The organism is Thermoanaerobacter sp. YS13 (assembly GCF_000806225.2).
In the GTDB taxonomy this organism is placed as follows: Bacteria; Bacillota; Thermoanaerobacteria; order Thermoanaerobacterales; family Thermoanaerobacteraceae; genus Thermoanaerobacter; species Thermoanaerobacter uzonensis.
Genome location: NZ_JOOI01000001.1, coordinates 621,512 through 637,791, shown reverse-complemented (window position 1 = coordinate 637,791; position 16,280 = coordinate 621,512). Strand labels below are relative to the sequence as shown.

Sequence of the window (16,280 nt, the reverse complement as noted above, 5' to 3'; positions counted from 1 at the left end):
TACTTTTGAAGGGAAAAAAAAGAGTTTTTTTGGGGATATTGGCAGTTACCTTTTTGGTTTTTACTTTAATTGTTTTAGGAATTTTATACGTAATAAATAGAGGTAGAATTGAACTTTATAAATATCTATTTATGACGTTAATGATTTTTGTTCTCTTTTTGATGGCTTTAATTGTAGCTGTTATTGGAGCAACTTTTTATGTGGTGGTCAGTAAAAAATCTAACAAATTTTTGAGTTCTTTCATAGCAAATTTCTTAGATCTTTTTTATCCCTTAGTGGTATTTGTAGCAAGAGTTTTGGATTTAAAAATTGAAAAGGTAGAGCAGTCTTACATTGAAATAAAGAATTTTTTGTTTAATAAAAATATAAAGAGATATGCTTCACAAGACATATTGATATTGGCACCTCATTGCATACAATACAGCGGCTGTAAATTTAAAGTGACTTATGATGTAGAAAATTGTAGACGATGTGGGAAGTGCCAGATCAATGATTTGGTAAACTTTAAAGAAAAATATGGTATAAATGTGGCAGTTGCTACAGGAGGTACTCTTGCAAGAAAAGTAGTAAAGGACACAGAGCCAAAGGTAATAATAGCAATTGCTTGTGAAAGAGATTTGACAAGTGGCATGCAGGACGTGAAGCAAATCCCTGTGTATGGTATAATAAATGAGAGACCTAATGGTCCTTGCTTTAACACTCGGGTAGATGTGCAAAAAATTGAAGAGACTATAAAAAAATTGTTAAATGGAGGGTGAATAATATGTTTTGGGATACTACAATAATACTTTTAATACCTGCTTTAATATTTGCTATGTATGCACAAGCTAAGGTGCAGAGTACTTTTAGTAAGTATGCTCGCGTCAGAAATAGATATGGATATACCGCAGAGGAAGTAGCGAGAAAGATATTGGATAGTATGGGGCTTTATGACGTTAGAATTGAAAGGATACCGGGCAATTTGACTGACCATTATGATCCAAGAACAAAAGTTTTAAGACTTTCTGAATCTGTTTATGGGAGTGAATCTATAGCTGCAATAGGAGTAGCTGCCCATGAAGCAGGGCATGCGATACAACACGCAAAAGGCTATGTGCCTTTGACTGTAAGAAACAGTCTTGTTCCTGTAGCTAATTTAGGGGCTAATTTAGCTTGGCCTTTAGTAATTTTGGGATTTTTCATGGGTGCTCCTGGCTTACATTTGATAAATATAGGTATACTTCTTTTTAGTGCAGCAGTGCTTTTTCAAGTTATTACTTTGCCTGTAGAATTTAATGCAAGCAATAGGGCAATAGCGCTTCTTCAATCAAATGCGCTTTTTACAAGAGATGATATTGAACCCGCTCGGAAGGTTTTACAAGCTGCTGCTTTGACTTATGTAGCTGCAGCATTAGTTTCTATTATGCAGCTTTTAAGATTGATTATTATAAGAAATAGCAGAGAGTAAAGGAGAAAAAAACAATAAATGAAACCAAGAGAAATAGCTTATGAAATACTTCAAGAAGTGTTGTCAAAAGAAGCTTATGCGAATATTTCCTTTAATAAGCATTTAAGAAGTCAAGAATTAAAAGAAATAGATAGAGGTTTTACTAAAGAGTTGGTATTTGGTGTTATTGAGAGAAAGTACACATTAGATTTTATACTTTCTTTTTTTGTAAAGAAGGCTCCGGATTTAAAAACCATGATTTTTCTTGAAATGGGATTATACCAGCTTTTGTACATGGACAAAGTTCCTTCTTATGCAGCTATAAATGAGACAGTTAATATAGCTAAAAAAGTATTAGGGATAAAAAGAGCCAATTTTATAAATGCAGTTTTAAGAAACTATGAGAGAGAAAAAGAAAAAGTAATTTTCCCTGATAAAGAGAGGGATTTAAAGCAATATTTGAAGGTAACATATTCTTATCCTGATTGGATTGTGGAAAGATTACTAAATAATTATGATGAAGAGAAAGCAGAGGAGCTTTTAAAAAGTTTAAATGAAAGGCCTGAAATTTGCTACAGGGTTAATACTCTAAAAATTGATATTGAAGATTTCAATAGGCTATTAGATTCTGACGGTATAGCTTATAAAAAAAGGCTATTATCTAGAAGAAGCATTGTATATAGATATTAAAAACCCTGAAAATCATCAATTGTACAAAGAAGGGCTTATTTACATTCAGGATGAGGCTTCTATGTTGGTTTCTAAAATTTTAAATCCTAAAGAAGGAGACACAGTAATAGATGTATGTGCTGCTCCTGGTGGTAAAACGACTCATATAGCACAATTGATGAAAAATAGTGGTGAAGTTATCGCTTTTGATTTGCATCCTCATAGGTTGGAATTGATAAAAGAAAATTGTAAAAGATTGGGAATTACAAACGTAAAAACTGAGGCCTTTGATTCTACTTTTGTCAATAAAAAATATCTGGAAAAGGCTGATAAAGTTTTAGCAGATGTTCCTTGTACAGGTATCGGTATAATCAGAAAAAAACCCGATATTAAGTTAAAGAATTATACGAGAAAAGAAATTTCAGAATTAATTGAAACTCAATATAAAATATTAGATTCCAGTTCAAAATATGTAAAAAAAGGTGGATTTTTAGTGTATAGTACTTGTACTATAGGAAAGGAAGAAAATCAAGATATAATAATGAAATTTTTAAAAGAACACCCTGATTTTAAATTGGTTGATATAAAAGCTGAGATGCCAAGTGGATTAAGCATTGAAACTGATTCTTTAGGATATGTGCAAACTACACCTTTAGAACATGAAATTGATGGCTTTTTTATAAGTAAGTTAAGAAGGATAAAATAGGGGAGTTAGCTTGTGCAAAATGTCAGCTAAATAAGTTACCTATTGATCCTTGACAGGGACAAATTTTAATCTTAAATGAACACGGAGGTAATTTGAGTTGTACAATTTAAAGGATATGACCTTGGAAGAAATGGAAGAATTCTTTGTAAATATTGGAGAGAGTAGATATAGAGCTAAGCAGATTTACAAGTGGATTTACGACAAAAAAATTACAGATTTTGACGAAATGACAGATATCTCTAAGAATTTGCGCTCAAAATTAAAAGAAATCGCTTATATTTCACAACTAAAAATTGAAGCAAGAAGGGTTTCTGAAATAGATGATACGGTGAAATACCTTTTTTTGTTGGAAGACAACAATATTATTGAAGGAGTTGCTATAAAATACAGGTTTGGAAATACTGCTTGTGTTTCTACTCAAGTAGGGTGCAATATGAGATGTAGCTTTTGTGCTTCTGCTATTGGAGGTAAAGTTAGAGATTTGAAAGCTTCAGAGATGGTAGACCAAGTTATTGCTATAGACGGCGACTATGGCAAGATTTCTAATATTGTTTTGATGGGAAGTGGGGAACCTTTTGACAATTATGATGAAGTGATGAAATTTATAAAAATAGTGAATAACCCTCACGGTTTAGGAATAGGCGGCAGGCATATAACTATATCTACTTGTGGAATAGTTCCTAAAATTTATCAATTTGCAGATGAAAAACTACAGGTTAATTTATCTATTTCATTACATGCTCCTAATGATGAATTGAGAACTCAACTAATGCCAATAAATAAGGCTTATCCATTAGAGGAATTGATGAAAGCTTGTAAGTATTATGTAGAAAAAACAAGGCGCAGGATAACTTTTGAGTATTCGTTGATTGAAGGAGTAAATGATAAAAAAGAACATGCGTATCAATTGGTTGATTTAGTAAAAGGGATGTTGTGCCATGTCAATTTGATACCTATTAATTATGTAAAAGAAATAGGTTTTAAAAAAGCAAACAATGAAAAAGTCATGATGTTTAAAAAAATTGTTGACGATGCAGGGATATCTTGTACGGTTAGAAGGGAATTGGGAAGCGATATTGAAGCTGCCTGTGGACAGCTGAGGAGAAAGTATTTAAAGGAAAGGTAGGGTTTTTATGATTGTAGCTGCCCTAACTGATATTGGCAATGTGAGAGAAAAAAATGAAGATTATTATTATGCCTCAGAGGAAAAAGATTTGCCACTGTTTATTGTAGCAGATGGAATGGGAGGCCATAATGGGGGGGAAGTTGCAAGTAAGTCTTCAGTTGAAGCCATTGTTGATTATTTTAAAAAGAATTATTTTAAACTACATGATAAAGAAATTTTCTCTATAGAAGGTTTTATAGAGAAATCAATTAAATATGCTAATAAAGTTGTTTATTCTCAAGCCTGCTCAGAATGTGAATTAACTGGGATGGGTACTACCCTTACTTTGTTATTTTTTGAAAAAAATCATTTTTTTATAGGACATATTGGAGACAGTAGGGCTTATTTAATAAGAGATAACCACATAAAACAAATTACAGAAGACCATTCATTTGTAGAAGAACTTGTAAAAATGGGTAAAATAACTCATGAAGAAGCCCGAGTTCATCCTCAAAAAAATATAATAACCAGGGCTTTGGGAGTTGATGAGGATGTAAAAGTAGATATATTTCATGACACTGTTATGCCAGAAGATATTTTACTTTTATGCACAGATGGGCTTACTAATTTGGTGACAGACCAACAAATTTTGGATGAATTTACTAAGAATGAAGATATAAATACCTCTTGTGTTAATTTGGTAAATCTTGCAAAGGCTAACGGTGGATATGATAACATAACTCTTATTGCTGTTAAGGAGGTGACGTCATGATTGGACGTATATTAGGTAACCGCTATGAAATATTAGAGAAAATTGGCGAAGGCGGAATGGCTAAAGTTTACAAAGCAAAGTGTCATCTCCTTAACAGAATAGTGGCAATCAAGATTTTGAGGCCTGAATTTGCAGCAGATGAGGATTTTGTAAAAAAATTTAGAAGAGAATCTCAGGCAGCGGCAAGTCTTTCTCACCCTAATATAGTGAGTATATACGATGTTGGGCAAGAAGGGGATATTTACTACATTGTGATGGAATATGTAAAGGGACGTACTTTAAAAAAGCTTATAAGTGAAAATGGAGGGCCTTTAGAAATAGGCAGAGCAATAGAGATAACACAACAAGTTTGTAAAGCTCTAGATCATGCCCATAAAAATCGAATAATTCACAGAGATATAAAACCTCAAAATATTCTTGTTACTGATGACGATGTGGTGAAAGTTACTGATTTTGGAATTGCACGAGCTGCTAATGGTTCTACTATAACTTACACTGGAGATGTAGTAGGAACTGCTTATTATTTTTCCCCTGAACAGGCAAGGGGTGGAATAGTAGATGAAAGGACGGATATTTACTCTTTAGGAATCGTCCTTTATGAAATGTTAACAGGAAAAGTGCCTTTTGAGGGCGATAGTCCTATTTCTGTTGCTTTAAAACACATTCAAGAAGATATAATCCCCCCTTCAAAACTAAATGACAAAGTGCCGAAAGAATTAGATCAAATAGTTTTAAAAGCTACCCAAAAGGATGTAAATCTAAGGTATCAAACTGCAGCAGATTTTCTTAAGGACTTAGATACTTATTTGCGAAACCCGAAAGAACTAAATTTCAAAGAGGAAGAAATCACAAAAACACGGGTGATTCCTTCTAAAGATGTAGAAGAGTTAAAGAGAACTGCACAAAGGAAGGAAAAAGAAAAGAAAAGAAAAAATATCATAAAGAAAATAGCAACTGTTTTGTTAATTTTCTTGCTACTGACTTCTTTGGCTTATGGTACAATGTATGTCCTCAATAACTTTTTCAAAGTAAGCGATGTAGTAGTTCCAAATGTGGTAGGTTCGCCATTAAATCAGGCGAGTAAAATTTTGTCAGACCATAATTTAAAGATGGAGATAAGTGAAGAGCGGTATAGTGATAAACCTGAAAATACTGTTTTATCTCAAGACCCTTCACAAGGGAGTGTAGTAAAAGCAGGAAGTACGGTCTACGTGGTGATTAGTAAAGGTAAGCAGGTTGTTGTGGTGCCTAATGTGATAAATAAAGATTATTTAGAGGCTAAAAATATTCTTGAGAATATGGGCCTCAAAGCAAATATTATAGAACAATATAATGACCAGTTTCCTAAAGAGTATGTTTTTGACCAAAATCCAAGACAGGGAGTACAGGTAGAATATAACACAGTGATTGATCTGTATGTTAGCAAAGGTCCACAGCCTGCAATAATGCCTAACGTAGTTAATATGACATTGGAGGAAGCGACAACTGCCCTAGAAAATGCTGGTTTAAAATTAGGTAAAGTCATTTATAAAGAGACAACTAATGCACCAGAAAACATTGTGTTAGAGCAAAGTGTTCCTCCAAATAGTGAGGTTCAAAAGGGAAGTCCGATAGATTTAATTGTTAGCAAGATGCCTCAAGATTCTTTACAACAACAAACTAAAAATGTTATTATTAAATTGCCTGACAAACCAGGTACTATGAAAGTGGATGTGTATGTAATACAAAACGGACAAAAGAATCTAGTATATTCTGCCGAGCACACTTATCAAGACAGCCCTCTTACTGTTCCTGTAACGGCATATAAAGGAAAAGCTACAATTGAGGTGGATATAGATGGACAGGTATATAGTACAGTGGAGGCGAGATTTTAATTGACAAGGATTGAAGGAAGAATTGTACGAGGAATAGCTGGATTTTATTATGTAGCTACAGAGCACGGCATTATAGAATGCCGTGCTCGTGGAAAGTTTAGAAAAGATAATATTACTCCCTTAGTAGGTGACATTGTAGAAATTCAAATGATAAACGATAGTGAAGGGTATATTTTAAACATTCTACCCCGAAAAAATGAACTTACAAGGCCTCCAGTAGCTAACGTAGACCAGGCGATAATAGTATGTGCTATTGCCAGGCCAGAGCTTAACAGAGTTTTATTAGATAAAATGATTGTATTGGCAGAGAGCAATGATATTGAACCTGTAATTTGTATCAATAAGGTGGATTTAAAAGAGGATAGAGAAGCTTTTGATTTGGTGACTATTTATCAGAAAATAGGATATAAAGCAGTGGTTACTTCTACAGTTACAAAAGAAGGAATTGAGGAATTAAAATCTTATTTAAAGGACAAGGTTTCATTTTTTGCAGGCCCTTCTGGAGTTGGGAAATCCTCTTTGATTAATTCTATTCAGTCAAATATAAAACTACAGACAGGGGAGGTAAGTGAAAAGCTTCTAAGAGGTAGACACACAACAAGAAGTGTAGAACTTTTATCTCTTGATTTTGGAGGATATGTTTTAGATACGCCAGGTTTTACTGCTTTGACGTTGGATATTGATAAACAAGACCTTCGATACTATTTTAAAGAATTTTTAGAGCTTCAAAAGGGATGCAAGTTTTCTTCTTGCCTTCATGTAAATGAGCCAGATTGTAATGTTATAAAGGCTGTGGAAGAGGGATTAATAGATAAAAACAGATATTTGAGTTATCTTTTTCTGCTAAAAGAATTAAAGGAAAAAGAAAAGAGGAGGTACTAAAAATTGAAAATAGCTCCTTCAATATTATCTGCAAATTTTGCGAATTTATTAGAAGATATAAAAAAAATAGAAAAAGATGCTGACCTTTTACATATTGATGTAATGGATGGTCATTTTGTTCCAAACATCACCATTGGACCAGTAGTTGTAAAGTCACTTAGAAAATTTTTTTCTCTTCCTTTTGATGTCCATTTGATGATTGAAAATCCGGATTTGTACATAGAGGAGTTTGCAAATTCAGGAGCGGATATTATAACTGTCCACCAAGAGGCTTGTATACACTTGCATAGAACAATACAAAAAATAAAAGGCTACGGCAAAAAAGCTGGGGTTTCTTTAAATCCAGCTACCTCCTTAGAGACTTTAAAATATATATTGCAAGATGTTGATATGGTGTTGATTATGACAGTAAACCCCGGTTTTGGAGGACAAAAGTTTATAGATTCAATGCTTAAAAAGATTGAAGAATTAAGCAGTATAAGAGAAAATTTAAATTTAACTTTTGAAATTGAAGTAGACGGTGGAATTAATATTCATAATGTAAAGCAGGTTGTTGAGGCAGGGTGTGACATAATTGTAGCAGGTTCTGCAATTTTTGATTCTTCAAATCCTGCCCAAACTATAAAAGAATTTAGAGAGGCAATAGAAAAATGAAACTCTTAATTATTTCTAATGGAGATATAAAAGATTATAATTTTTATGAAAAGCTATTAAAGGATGTAGATATGATAATATGTGCAGATGGTGGAGCAAATCATGCCTACCGAATGAAACTAAAACCTCATTTAATAGTGGGAGATTTAGATTCAATAGAAAAAGAAGTTTTAGAATTTTATGAAAAAGAGGGGGTAAGGATAGAAAAATATCCCCCAATGAAGGATGAGACAGATACACAACTGGCAATGTTAAAAGCGATAGAATTAGGTGCAACAGACGTTACTTTTATAGGAGTGATTGGAGAAAGATTTGACCATTCTTATGCAAATCTTTCACTTTTACTCTATCTACTAAATCGCAATATTAAGGGTAAAATTGTAAATGAAATGAATGAAATATATTTGATTAATAAATTTATAGAAGTTGAAGGTAAAAAAGGAGAACTTTTATCTTTATTGCCTTATTCAAAGGAAGTAAAGGGAATCTACACTAAAGGTTTGTTTTATGGTCTTTCAGGTCAAAGTATGGATTTAGAGATGCCTTACGGTATAAGCAATGTTTTTACAGAGGATAAAGCCACTATAGAAATAGAAGAAGGACTTTTATTAGTGATAAAGCCAAGAGAATAGTTTCAAAATCCCCTTCCAATGAATAGTATATAGTAACTAAAAAGGGAAGGGGTGTTTTTATGGATAGATTTTTTTATAAGCTGAAACGATTAAATAGGCAATTGAATTATTCGCTGGGATATATATTGATGGCTTTGGGTGTATTGATATTTGTTATGTATATTCCTGCCTGGTTGTGGATGATTTTTCTAGGAATTTTTCTTGTAATAGCCGGTTATTATGTAAACATATATTTTAAGTGAAAAAATAAAAAAGCGTGCAAAAATGCACGTCTTTCTTTATAATGCTCTTTGTACTTTTCCTGCTTTTAAGCATTTTGTACATACATGAAGTCTAACAGGAGTACCATCTACTATAGCTCTTACTTTTTTTATGTTAGGTTTCCACTTTCTTATAGATTTTCTGTGGGAGTGGCTATATTGATAGCCTGCTAAAGGCCCTTTTCCACAAATATCGCATTTAAGCATAGTTGCACCTCCTTTGAAAGACAATAATATTTTATCAAAAAATAGTTACCTCCACAATAGATAAATTAACACAACGATATTATTTTATCATCATCTTTTGTAAATGTAAATACCTTTACAATAAAGCAGGTGTAAAATTTTAATAGGTGAGTAATATAGCAGACATTTTGCTTAAGCTTCTCCCGTGATATTGCAGGCTAGTTGATGTTATTGAAATATTCAGGTAAAATATAAATTAAGATTGATTTGGAGGGATATTAATGATTCAAATAAAAAACAAATATGGAGTAATAAATATCTCAAATGATGCAATTGCTGCTATAACCAGTAGAGCAGTAGCGGAGTGTTATGGGATAGTAGGCTTGGGGAGGAGAGGAGCAAATGGATTAATAGAAATATTTAAAACAGAAAATTCAGGAAGAGGAGTCAAAGTTTTAGCTACAGAAGATGGTGTAACACTGGAAGTTTATATAGTTGTCCTATACGGTGTAAATATAAAAACTGTTTCAGCGAATGCTATTGAAAAAGTGAAATATGCTGTCGAGAAATTTGTAGGAGTAAAAGTGGAAAATGTAATAATAAATGTTCAGGGAATTAAAGTTGATAATTGAGGAGGAAGTTATGTTGAAGTACTTAGATGGGAAAACTTTAAAGAACATGATGATTGCAAGCTCTAATTATCTTTTTAACAATAAAGGAGAAGTTGATAAACTTAATGTTTTTCCTGTTCCAGATGGTGATACTGGCTCTAATATGGCGTATACAATGCAATACGCTGCCAAAGAGTTAGAAAAATCACAAGATACGATAAAAGACGTTTTAGATGCTATTTCTAAAGGCACCTTGATGGGAGCAAAAGGTAATTCTGGAGTTATTTTGTCCCAGATTTTTAGAGGCTTTTCTAAACGACTTGGAGATACAAAAAAGATAACTCCTTGCGATTTTGCAGAAGGCTTGAAAGCTGGTGTGGAGGTAGCTTATAAAGCAGTTATGAGACCTGTAGAAGGTACTATTCTCACAGTATGTAGGGAAACTGCAGAAGAGGCTGAAAAAATATGTAAACAAGTTGAAAATTTTGAAGAATTCTTCACGAAGATTATTGAAGCTGCAGAAAAGTCCTTAGAAAACACTCCCAATCTCTTACCAGTTTTAAAAGATGCTGGAGTAGTTGATTCTGGTGGAATGGGATTTGTGTATGTATTAAAAGGGATGTTTGAAGGGTTTAAAGGAAACAAAATTGAGCCGATAGAAGTTTTAGAAGGGATAGTAACAAATAAACAAGTTGTGGAGGATTTAAGATTTTTATATTGTACAGAAATATTAGTCAAAACAAAAAAGACTTATGCAGAAGCTATTTTAAAAGAGAAATTTAGAAGATTTGGAAATAGTCTGGTGGTAGTTTCAGATGATGACATTTTAAAAGTCCATGTGCATACCAACAATCCTGGATTAGTATTAGAAGAAGGGCTTAAAATAGGTGAACTTATAAAAGTAAAAATTGACAATATGAAAATACAACATGAGAGTTTAGTAAGTGAAGAGAGAAAGCCTGAGAAAAAATATGGAGTTTTAGTTGTAGCTAATGGAGAAGGAATTAAAAATCTTTTTTCAGAGCTGGGCTGTGATGTTATTATAAATGGTGGGCAAACGATGAATCCTAGTACAAATGACATTTTAGATGGTATAAAAAAGATAAATGCGGAAAATATTTTAGTTTTTCCTAATAATAAAAATATAATAATGGCATGCGAACAAGCAAAAGCCTTATCAAATAAAAAAGTAGAAATAATCCCAACAAATAATTTTAATGAAGCTATAACTGCCATCGTAAATATTGATACTGAAAAAAGTTTAGAGGAAAATGTAGCTAGAATAAAAGAAATATTAAGTAATATAAAGACAATTGAAGTTACTTATTCAATAAGAGACACACAAATAAATGGTTTTGAAATCAAAAAAGGAGATGTGTTAGGTTTTATAAATGACAGTCTGGAATCAGTAGGAAAAGATTATAATAAAGTAGCACAAGAATTGATTTATAAAGCTTTAGATGAGGATTCTTCATTAGTCAGCATATATTATGGGGAGGAAGTTACAAAAGAAAAAGCGGAGGAATTGAAAAATTCTCTTTCCGTAGAGACAGATGTGGAAATTTATTTTGGAGGTCAGCCGCTTTACTATTATGTTATATCAATAGAGTAAAGGTGAAATGAAATGCCTTTAAATCTGGATATTCAGTACGTAAAAGGAGTTGGACCTAAAAGGGCAAAACTTCTTAAAAAATTGGGAATAAACACGGTAGAGGACTTATTATTCTATTTTCCCAAAGATTATGAGAATAGAAGCGATATTTTAAAGATTGAGGACCTAAAAGTTGGGGAAAAACAAACTTTTAGAGGTTATATTGCAGGTAGTCCCCGAGAAATAAAGACTTCAAAAGTCATCATAACTAAAGTGCCTGTAAAAGATGGGACAGGTGCAGTAGAATTAGTGTGGTATAATCAACCCTATATAAAGAATAATTTTAAAATTGGTGAAGAATATATAATAAACGGCAAATTACAATTTAAATATGGACAGTTAATAGTAGAAAACCCTGTTTTAGAAAAAAGTGAAGATTTTAGATTAAACACGGGAAGGATAGTTCCTATTTATGGGCTTACAGAAGGGTTGACGCAAAATGCTATTAGGAAGATAATGTTTAATGCCTTTAAGGATTATGTACAGGAAGTAGAAGAGTTTTTTGATGAGGAATTTCTATTTGAAAAAGGTTTAATGGACATAAAAAATGCACTAATTAATATAAATTTTCCCCAAAATGAAGCATATTTAGAGCAGGCAAAATACAGATTTAAATATCAAGAACTTTTTTTGCTGCAAATGGCCCTATTTTTAATGAAAAGGTCTGTTAAAGGGAAAAAGGGGATAAAATTTGAAAGAGTGGAGTTAAAACCTTTTCTCATGGGATTACCCTTTAAATTGACTTCGGCGCAGATAAAAGTTTTAAAAGAAATAATTGCAGATATGAATTCTCACAAAGTGATGAATCGCTTAGTGCAGGGAGATGTGGGCTCTGGTAAAACAGTTGTTGCAGCTTGCAGCATGTACATTGCTGTCAAGAATGGCTATCAAGTGGCAATGATGGCTCCAACGGAGATATTGGCAAAACAGCATTATTATACGTTAAAAGAGCTTTTTAGAAATACTGATATAAAAATTGGGCTTTTATCTGGCAGTATTTCACCTTCTAATAAAAAAGAAGTACTAGAAAAAATTAAAAATGGAGATTATGATATTGTAGTAGGGACACATGCACTAATAGAGGATGATGTGATTTTTAAAAATTTAGGACTTTGTATAACTGATGAGCAACACCGATTTGGTGTGAGACAAAGGGCGCTTTTGACACAAAAAGGTGAAAATCCTGATGTTTTGGTTATGACAGCTACACCAATTCCTCGTACATTGGCTCTCATTCTATATGGAGATTTGGATATATCAATAATTGACCAATTACCTCCCGGGAGAAAAAAAGTGAAAACCTACGTTATTTCTTCTTCTGTGAGAAAGAAAGCCTACGAGTTTGCAATGAAGGAAGTGAAGAACGGAAGGCAAGTTTACGTAGTTTGTCCCTTAATTGAAGAATCGGATAAAATAAATGCGATGTCTGCCGAAATAGTATATAGAGAAATTTATAAAGATGCTTTTAAGGAAGCTAAAGTAGGACTTTTACACGGTAAAATGGAGGACAGCGATAAAGAAAAGGTTATGGAAGAGTTTGCAAATGGAGAAATCGATATTTTAGTTTCGACTACAGTAATAGAGGTGGGAGTAAATGTACCTAATGCAACAGTGATGATTGTAGAAAATGCAGAAAGATTTGGACTTGCACAGCTTCATCAACTTAGAGGTAGAGTCGGCAGGTCAGAATTTCAGTCTTATTGTATTTTGATTAGTTATTCTAATTCTGACATAGCTAAAAAAAGACTGGGGGTTTTAGCTCAAACTTCTGATGGATTTAAAATTGCAGAAAAAGATTTAGAAATAAGAGGGCCAGGTGAATTTCTAGGATTAAGACAGCATGGACTTCCTGAATTTAAAATTGCTAACATTTTTGAAGACATAGATATTATAAAGACAGTGCAAAAAGATGTAGAAGAGTTACTGGAAAAAGACCCTAAACTTGAAAGCTATCCAAAGCTAAGAAGTATTTTGTTTAATCAATTTTATCAAAAATTAGAAGGAATAATATTAAATTAGAGAAGGAGAATAGTACTATGGAAAAGATAGCAATTGTTACAGATAGCTTGTCTGACATACCTGAGGATTTAGTGAAAACTTATAGGATATTTATAGTTCCTCTGACTATCAATATTGATGGTGCAAGTTATAAAGATGGGGTAGATATAACAAAAGAAGAATTCTATGAGCTTTTAAAAGAGGGGAAAATGCCTACAACTACTCAAGCTTCACCAGTAGAATTTATGGAAGTTTTTAAAGATTTGTTAAAAAGTTATGATTACATAATTGCCATAATTTTATCTTCAAAATTAAGTGGTACTTATCAATCAGCTGTGATTGCAAGAGATATGGTGGACTCAAAAAGAATTGAGATTATCGATTCAAGACATTATTCCTTAGGAAATGGTATGTTAGTTCTTCAAGCTGCTAAAATGGCAGTTGCAGGAGCTTCTAAGGAGGAAATTGTTAAAAAAGTGTATGATTTAATTCCTAAAATTAGGTATATAATGGTTTTTGATTCTTTGGACTATCTATATAGAGGAGGGCGTCTACCTAAATCACAGGCTTTTATAGGAAATATTTTGAATATAAAGCCTATTTTAATGAATGATGATGGGGAATTAAAAATAGTAGATAAGGTTAGAGGTCAAAAAAAGGTTATTCGCTGGATAATTGATTACATGAAAAATACAGGAATAGATTTTACAGATAGAGAAGTTGGATTAATTCATACGGATAAAGAAGAATTTTTAAATGAAATAGAAGCTGCTTTAAGAAGTGAGTTAGGAATAACTAAGTTTTTAAGGTCAAGAGCTGGCTGCGGAATAGGCACCCATGCAGGTCCTGATGCGGCAGGAGTGTTTTTTGAGGGAAAATAAATTTTTATTATTTGCCATTTCAATCACTTTTATACATTTTTGAAAACAATTTTATAGTTTATAAAAAAGCAATTTGGTTAAATTAATAATACAAACACAAATGGAGGTGATTAAAATGGCAGCAGGATCAGAAACCAAAAATCCTCTTGTGGTAAAAGAGGCAAAACAGGTTATGAGCCAATGGAAATATGAAATAGCAAGAGAATTAGGAATAACTCCTCCAGCTGATGGCTACTGGGGCAACCTTACATCAAGAGATTGCGGTGCTGTAGGTGGCCATATGGTAAAGAAAATGATACAAATGGCAGAAAGTCAGATGGCCAGCAAAGGAACTTGGAAATAAATCATATTATTAAATATAAAAAAAGGATATCCCTTTGGGATATCCTTTTTAATATCAAAAGGTATATATAGCAATTGTTTACAGGTATATAACCTAAATAGCGGGTTAAATTAATAATGGAACATGATTTAGGAGGTGATTAAAATGGCTGTAGGATCAGAAACTAAAAATCCTCTTGTTGTAAAAGAAGCCAAGCAAGTTATGAGCCAATGGAAGTATGAAATAGCTAATGAATTAGGGATAACTCCTCCAGCTGATGGTTACTGGGGCAACCTCACATCAAGAGATTGCGGTGCTGTAGGTGGCCATATGGTAAAGAAAATGATACAAATGGCAGAAAGCCAGATGGCCAGCAAAGGAACTTGGAAATAAAATATTTATAATAAAAAAGGGCAGTCCTTGTGATTGCCCTTTTAAAATTTTAATCCAGGTAGTTGCCTACCTGGACTGGGAGAGGAGAAATTGAAGGAAGAATTTTGGGGAAATTTCTGTTCCCATAAATATTATTTGCCATTTTGAAAAAATTTTATACATACTTTTTGTGATATTTTTAAAAAATATGCTAAAATAATTGTTGAAGTGGGGGTAATGTCTTTGAGAGTGATAGCAGGTAAGTTAAAGGGAAGAAAGGTAAAATCTTTAGAAGGCGATGAAGTGCGGCCAACTGCTGATAGAGTTAAAGAATCGCTGTTTAATATATTGATGAACAAAATAGAAGGGAGTATTTTTTTGGATTTATTTGCGGGTACAGGGAATATAGGTATCGAGGCATTAAGCAGAGGGGCCCAGTTTTGCTATTTTGTAGATAAAAGCTTAAAAAGCATAAAATGCATAAGGGAGAATGTAGCTGAATTAAATTTAATACCTTTTGCTAAAATACTTCACCGAGATGTGTTGAAAGTTATTGAAATATTAGACAAAAATAACACAAAGTTTGATATAATATTTTTAGATCCCCCTTATTATCAAAACCTTGCCGAAAAAACTCTTATAAAGCTTGGAGAGGCTAAAGTTTTAAAGGAAGACGGTATTATCATAGCAGAACACCATAAAAATGATAAAGTAAGAGAAAGGTATGAAAATTTAGTAAAGATAAGAGAAAATAAATATGGGGAGACAATATTATCATTTTATAAGGAGGAAATATGAAAACTGCAATTTATCCAGGGAGTTTTGATCCAGTTACCTATGGACACATTGATGTTATAAAAAGAGGAGCAAATTTGTTTGATAGGCTTATTGTAGCTGTGCTTTTAAACCCGTCGAAAAAGCCTTTATTTTCAGTGGAAGAAAGGGTAGAGCTTTTAAAAGCGGTAACTTATGATATTTCTAATGTAGAGATTGATTATTTTGATGGTTTGTTGGTGGATTATGCTAAAAAAGTCAATGCTAATGCTATAATAAAAGGCTTAAGAATGGTATCTGATTTTGAATATGAGTTTCAAATGGCGCTAATCAATAAAAAATTAAACCCTTCTGTTGAAACTATTTTTTTAATGACTAATGCAAAGTATGGATATTTAAGTTCCAGTGTAGTAAAAGAAATTGCACAATTTGGTGGTTGCCTTTCTGAGTTTGTGCCTGACATTGTGGCTCAAAAATTAAAAGAAAAATTTTCAAGATAATTAAA

18 protein-coding genes and 1 pseudogene are annotated in these 16,280 nt (G+C 32.7%); 18 read left to right on the top strand and 1 reads right to left on the bottom strand.

What is annotated here, in order from left to right; genetic code table 11:
* The first annotated feature begins 5 nt into the window (after positions 1–5).
* From THYS13_RS03330 to THYS13_RS03285, 10 genes and pseudogenes are all read left to right on the top strand, one after another.
* Complete coding sequence (locus tag THYS13_RS03330) at positions 6–758, top strand: DUF116 domain-containing protein (protein WP_042833150.1); 753 nt, start codon at positions 6–8, stop codon at positions 756–758.
* Positions 759–763: 5 nt separating this feature from the next.
* The gene (locus THYS13_RS03325; protein ID WP_042833149.1) at positions 764–1,447 is read left to right on the top strand and encodes a zinc metallopeptidase; all 684 of its coding nucleotides are present in this window, start codon (positions 764–766) and stop codon (positions 1,445–1,447) included.
* An 18-nt stretch (positions 1,448–1,465) separates the two neighbouring features.
* Positions 1,466–2,801, top strand: a pseudogene (rsmB, locus tag THYS13_RS14885) (16S rRNA (cytosine(967)-C(5))-methyltransferase RsmB).
* Between the two features lie 97 nt (positions 2,802–2,898).
* Positions 2,899–3,927 (top strand): 23S rRNA (adenine(2503)-C(2))-methyltransferase RlmN, encoded by a 1,029-nt coding sequence (gene rlmN, locus THYS13_RS03315; RefSeq protein ID WP_042833148.1) that lies wholly within the window; start codon positions 2,899–2,901, stop codon positions 3,925–3,927.
* Positions 3,928–3,934: 7 nt separating this feature from the next.
* Positions 3,935–4,678: a Stp1/IreP family PP2C-type Ser/Thr phosphatase gene (locus tag THYS13_RS03310; protein WP_042833147.1), complete on the top strand. Its 744-nt coding sequence runs from the start codon at positions 3,935–3,937 to the stop codon at positions 4,676–4,678.
* Positions 4,675–6,552, top strand: a complete 1,878-nt coding sequence (gene pknB, locus THYS13_RS03305; protein WP_042833146.1) for a Stk1 family PASTA domain-containing Ser/Thr kinase — start codon at positions 4,675–4,677, stop codon at positions 6,550–6,552. Before THYS13_RS03310 ends, pknB begins: the two co-directional genes overlap by 4 nt.
* The gene (gene rsgA, locus THYS13_RS03300; RefSeq protein ID WP_042833145.1) at positions 6,553–7,434 is read left to right on the top strand and encodes a ribosome small subunit-dependent GTPase A; all 882 of its coding nucleotides are present in this window, start codon (positions 6,553–6,555) and stop codon (positions 7,432–7,434) included. It abuts the gene before it with no gap.
* A 3-nt stretch (positions 7,435–7,437) separates the two neighbouring features.
* Entirely contained in the window at positions 7,438–8,088 is a 651-nt protein-coding gene (rpe, locus tag THYS13_RS03295; RefSeq protein WP_042833144.1) for a ribulose-phosphate 3-epimerase, read from the top strand.
* Positions 8,085–8,720 (top strand): thiamine diphosphokinase, encoded by a 636-nt coding sequence (locus THYS13_RS03290; protein WP_042833143.1) that lies wholly within the window; start codon positions 8,085–8,087, stop codon positions 8,718–8,720. The genes rpe and THYS13_RS03290 overlap by 4 nt, the downstream gene beginning before the upstream one ends.
* 59 nt (positions 8,721–8,779) lie before the next feature.
* Positions 8,780–8,962, top strand: coding sequence for a hypothetical protein (locus THYS13_RS03285; protein WP_042833142.1), 183 nt, complete (start codon positions 8,780–8,782; stop codon positions 8,960–8,962).
* Between the two features lie 36 nt (positions 8,963–8,998).
* Here the strand turns inward: THYS13_RS03285 and rpmB are convergent, their stop codons facing one another.
* Positions 8,999–9,187: a 50S ribosomal protein L28 gene (rpmB, locus tag THYS13_RS03280; protein WP_003868220.1), complete on the bottom strand. Its 189-nt coding sequence runs from the start codon at positions 9,185–9,187 to the stop codon at positions 8,999–9,001.
* Between the two features lie 260 nt (positions 9,188–9,447).
* Here rpmB and THYS13_RS03275 point away from each other — a divergent pair, with 260 nt between their 5' ends.
* From THYS13_RS03275 to coaD, 8 genes are all read left to right on the top strand, one after another.
* Positions 9,448–9,798 (top strand): Asp23/Gls24 family envelope stress response protein, encoded by a 351-nt coding sequence (locus THYS13_RS03275; protein WP_003868221.1) that lies wholly within the window; start codon positions 9,448–9,450, stop codon positions 9,796–9,798.
* 10 nt (positions 9,799–9,808) lie between these two features.
* Positions 9,809–11,389 (top strand): DAK2 domain-containing protein, encoded by a 1,581-nt coding sequence (locus tag THYS13_RS03270; RefSeq protein ID WP_042833141.1) that lies wholly within the window; start codon positions 9,809–9,811, stop codon positions 11,387–11,389.
* 12 nt (positions 11,390–11,401) lie between these two features.
* Positions 11,402–13,447 carry an ATP-dependent DNA helicase RecG gene (gene recG, locus THYS13_RS03265; protein ID WP_042833140.1) on the top strand — a complete coding sequence of 682 codons (2,046 nt, stop codon included), beginning with the start codon at positions 11,402–11,404 and terminating at the stop codon, positions 13,445–13,447.
* A gap of 17 nt (positions 13,448–13,464) precedes the next feature.
* Positions 13,465–14,307 (top strand): DegV family protein, encoded by an 843-nt coding sequence (locus THYS13_RS03260; RefSeq protein WP_042833139.1) that lies wholly within the window; start codon positions 13,465–13,467, stop codon positions 14,305–14,307.
* A gap of 115 nt (positions 14,308–14,422) precedes the next feature.
* A complete protein-coding gene (locus THYS13_RS03255; RefSeq protein ID WP_042833138.1) occupies positions 14,423–14,650 on the top strand; it encodes an alpha/beta-type small acid-soluble spore protein in 228 nt (75 codons plus the stop codon).
* A gap of 144 nt (positions 14,651–14,794) precedes the next feature.
* Complete coding sequence (locus tag THYS13_RS03250) at positions 14,795–15,022, top strand: alpha/beta-type small acid-soluble spore protein (RefSeq protein ID WP_042833137.1); 228 nt, start codon at positions 14,795–14,797, stop codon at positions 15,020–15,022.
* Between the two features lie 216 nt (positions 15,023–15,238).
* Complete coding sequence (rsmD, locus tag THYS13_RS03245; RefSeq protein WP_255356284.1) at positions 15,239–15,799, top strand: 16S rRNA (guanine(966)-N(2))-methyltransferase RsmD; 561 nt, start codon at positions 15,239–15,241, stop codon at positions 15,797–15,799.
* Positions 15,796–16,275 carry a pantetheine-phosphate adenylyltransferase gene (gene coaD, locus THYS13_RS03240; RefSeq protein ID WP_042833135.1) on the top strand — a complete coding sequence of 160 codons (480 nt, stop codon included), beginning with the start codon at positions 15,796–15,798 and terminating at the stop codon, positions 16,273–16,275. Before rsmD ends, coaD begins: the two co-directional genes overlap by 4 nt.
* Positions 16,276–16,280 lie beyond the last annotated feature (5 nt).

Excerpts from the sequence above, each read along its gene's own strand:
- THYS13_RS03270 (WP_042833141.1), top strand. The coding sequence starts at position 9,809 with ATGTTGAAGTACTTAGATGGGAAAACTTTAAAGAACATGATGATTGCA.
- THYS13_RS03285 (WP_042833142.1), top strand. The coding sequence starts at position 8,780 with ATGGATAGATTTTTTTATAAGCTGAAACGATTAAATAGGCAATTGAAT.
- coaD (WP_042833135.1), top strand. The coding sequence starts at position 15,796 with ATGAAAACTGCAATTTATCCAGGGAGTTTTGATCCAGTTACCTATGGA.
- THYS13_RS03255 (WP_042833138.1), top strand. The coding sequence starts at position 14,423 with ATGGCAGCAGGATCAGAAACCAAAAATCCTCTTGTGGTAAAAGAGGCA.
- THYS13_RS03250 (WP_042833137.1), top strand. The coding sequence starts at position 14,795 with ATGGCTGTAGGATCAGAAACTAAAAATCCTCTTGTTGTAAAAGAAGCC.
- THYS13_RS03260 (WP_042833139.1), top strand. The coding sequence starts at position 13,465 with ATGGAAAAGATAGCAATTGTTACAGATAGCTTGTCTGACATACCTGAG.
- pknB (WP_042833146.1), top strand. The coding sequence starts at position 4,675 with ATGATTGGACGTATATTAGGTAACCGCTATGAAATATTAGAGAAAATT.
- THYS13_RS03290 (WP_042833143.1), top strand. The coding sequence starts at position 8,085 with ATGAAACTCTTAATTATTTCTAATGGAGATATAAAAGATTATAATTTT.
- THYS13_RS03310 (WP_042833147.1), top strand. The coding sequence starts at position 3,935 with ATGATTGTAGCTGCCCTAACTGATATTGGCAATGTGAGAGAAAAAAAT.
- rsmD (WP_255356284.1), top strand. The coding sequence starts at position 15,239 with ATGTCTTTGAGAGTGATAGCAGGTAAGTTAAAGGGAAGAAAGGTAAAA.
- recG (WP_042833140.1), top strand. The coding sequence starts at position 11,402 with ATGCCTTTAAATCTGGATATTCAGTACGTAAAAGGAGTTGGACCTAAA.
- rpmB (WP_003868220.1), bottom strand. The coding sequence starts at position 9,187 with ATGCTTAAATGCGATATTTGTGGAAAAGGGCCTTTAGCAGGCTATCAA.
- THYS13_RS03325 (WP_042833149.1), top strand. The coding sequence starts at position 764 with ATGTTTTGGGATACTACAATAATACTTTTAATACCTGCTTTAATATTT.
- THYS13_RS03275 (WP_003868221.1), top strand. The coding sequence starts at position 9,448 with ATGATTCAAATAAAAAACAAATATGGAGTAATAAATATCTCAAATGAT.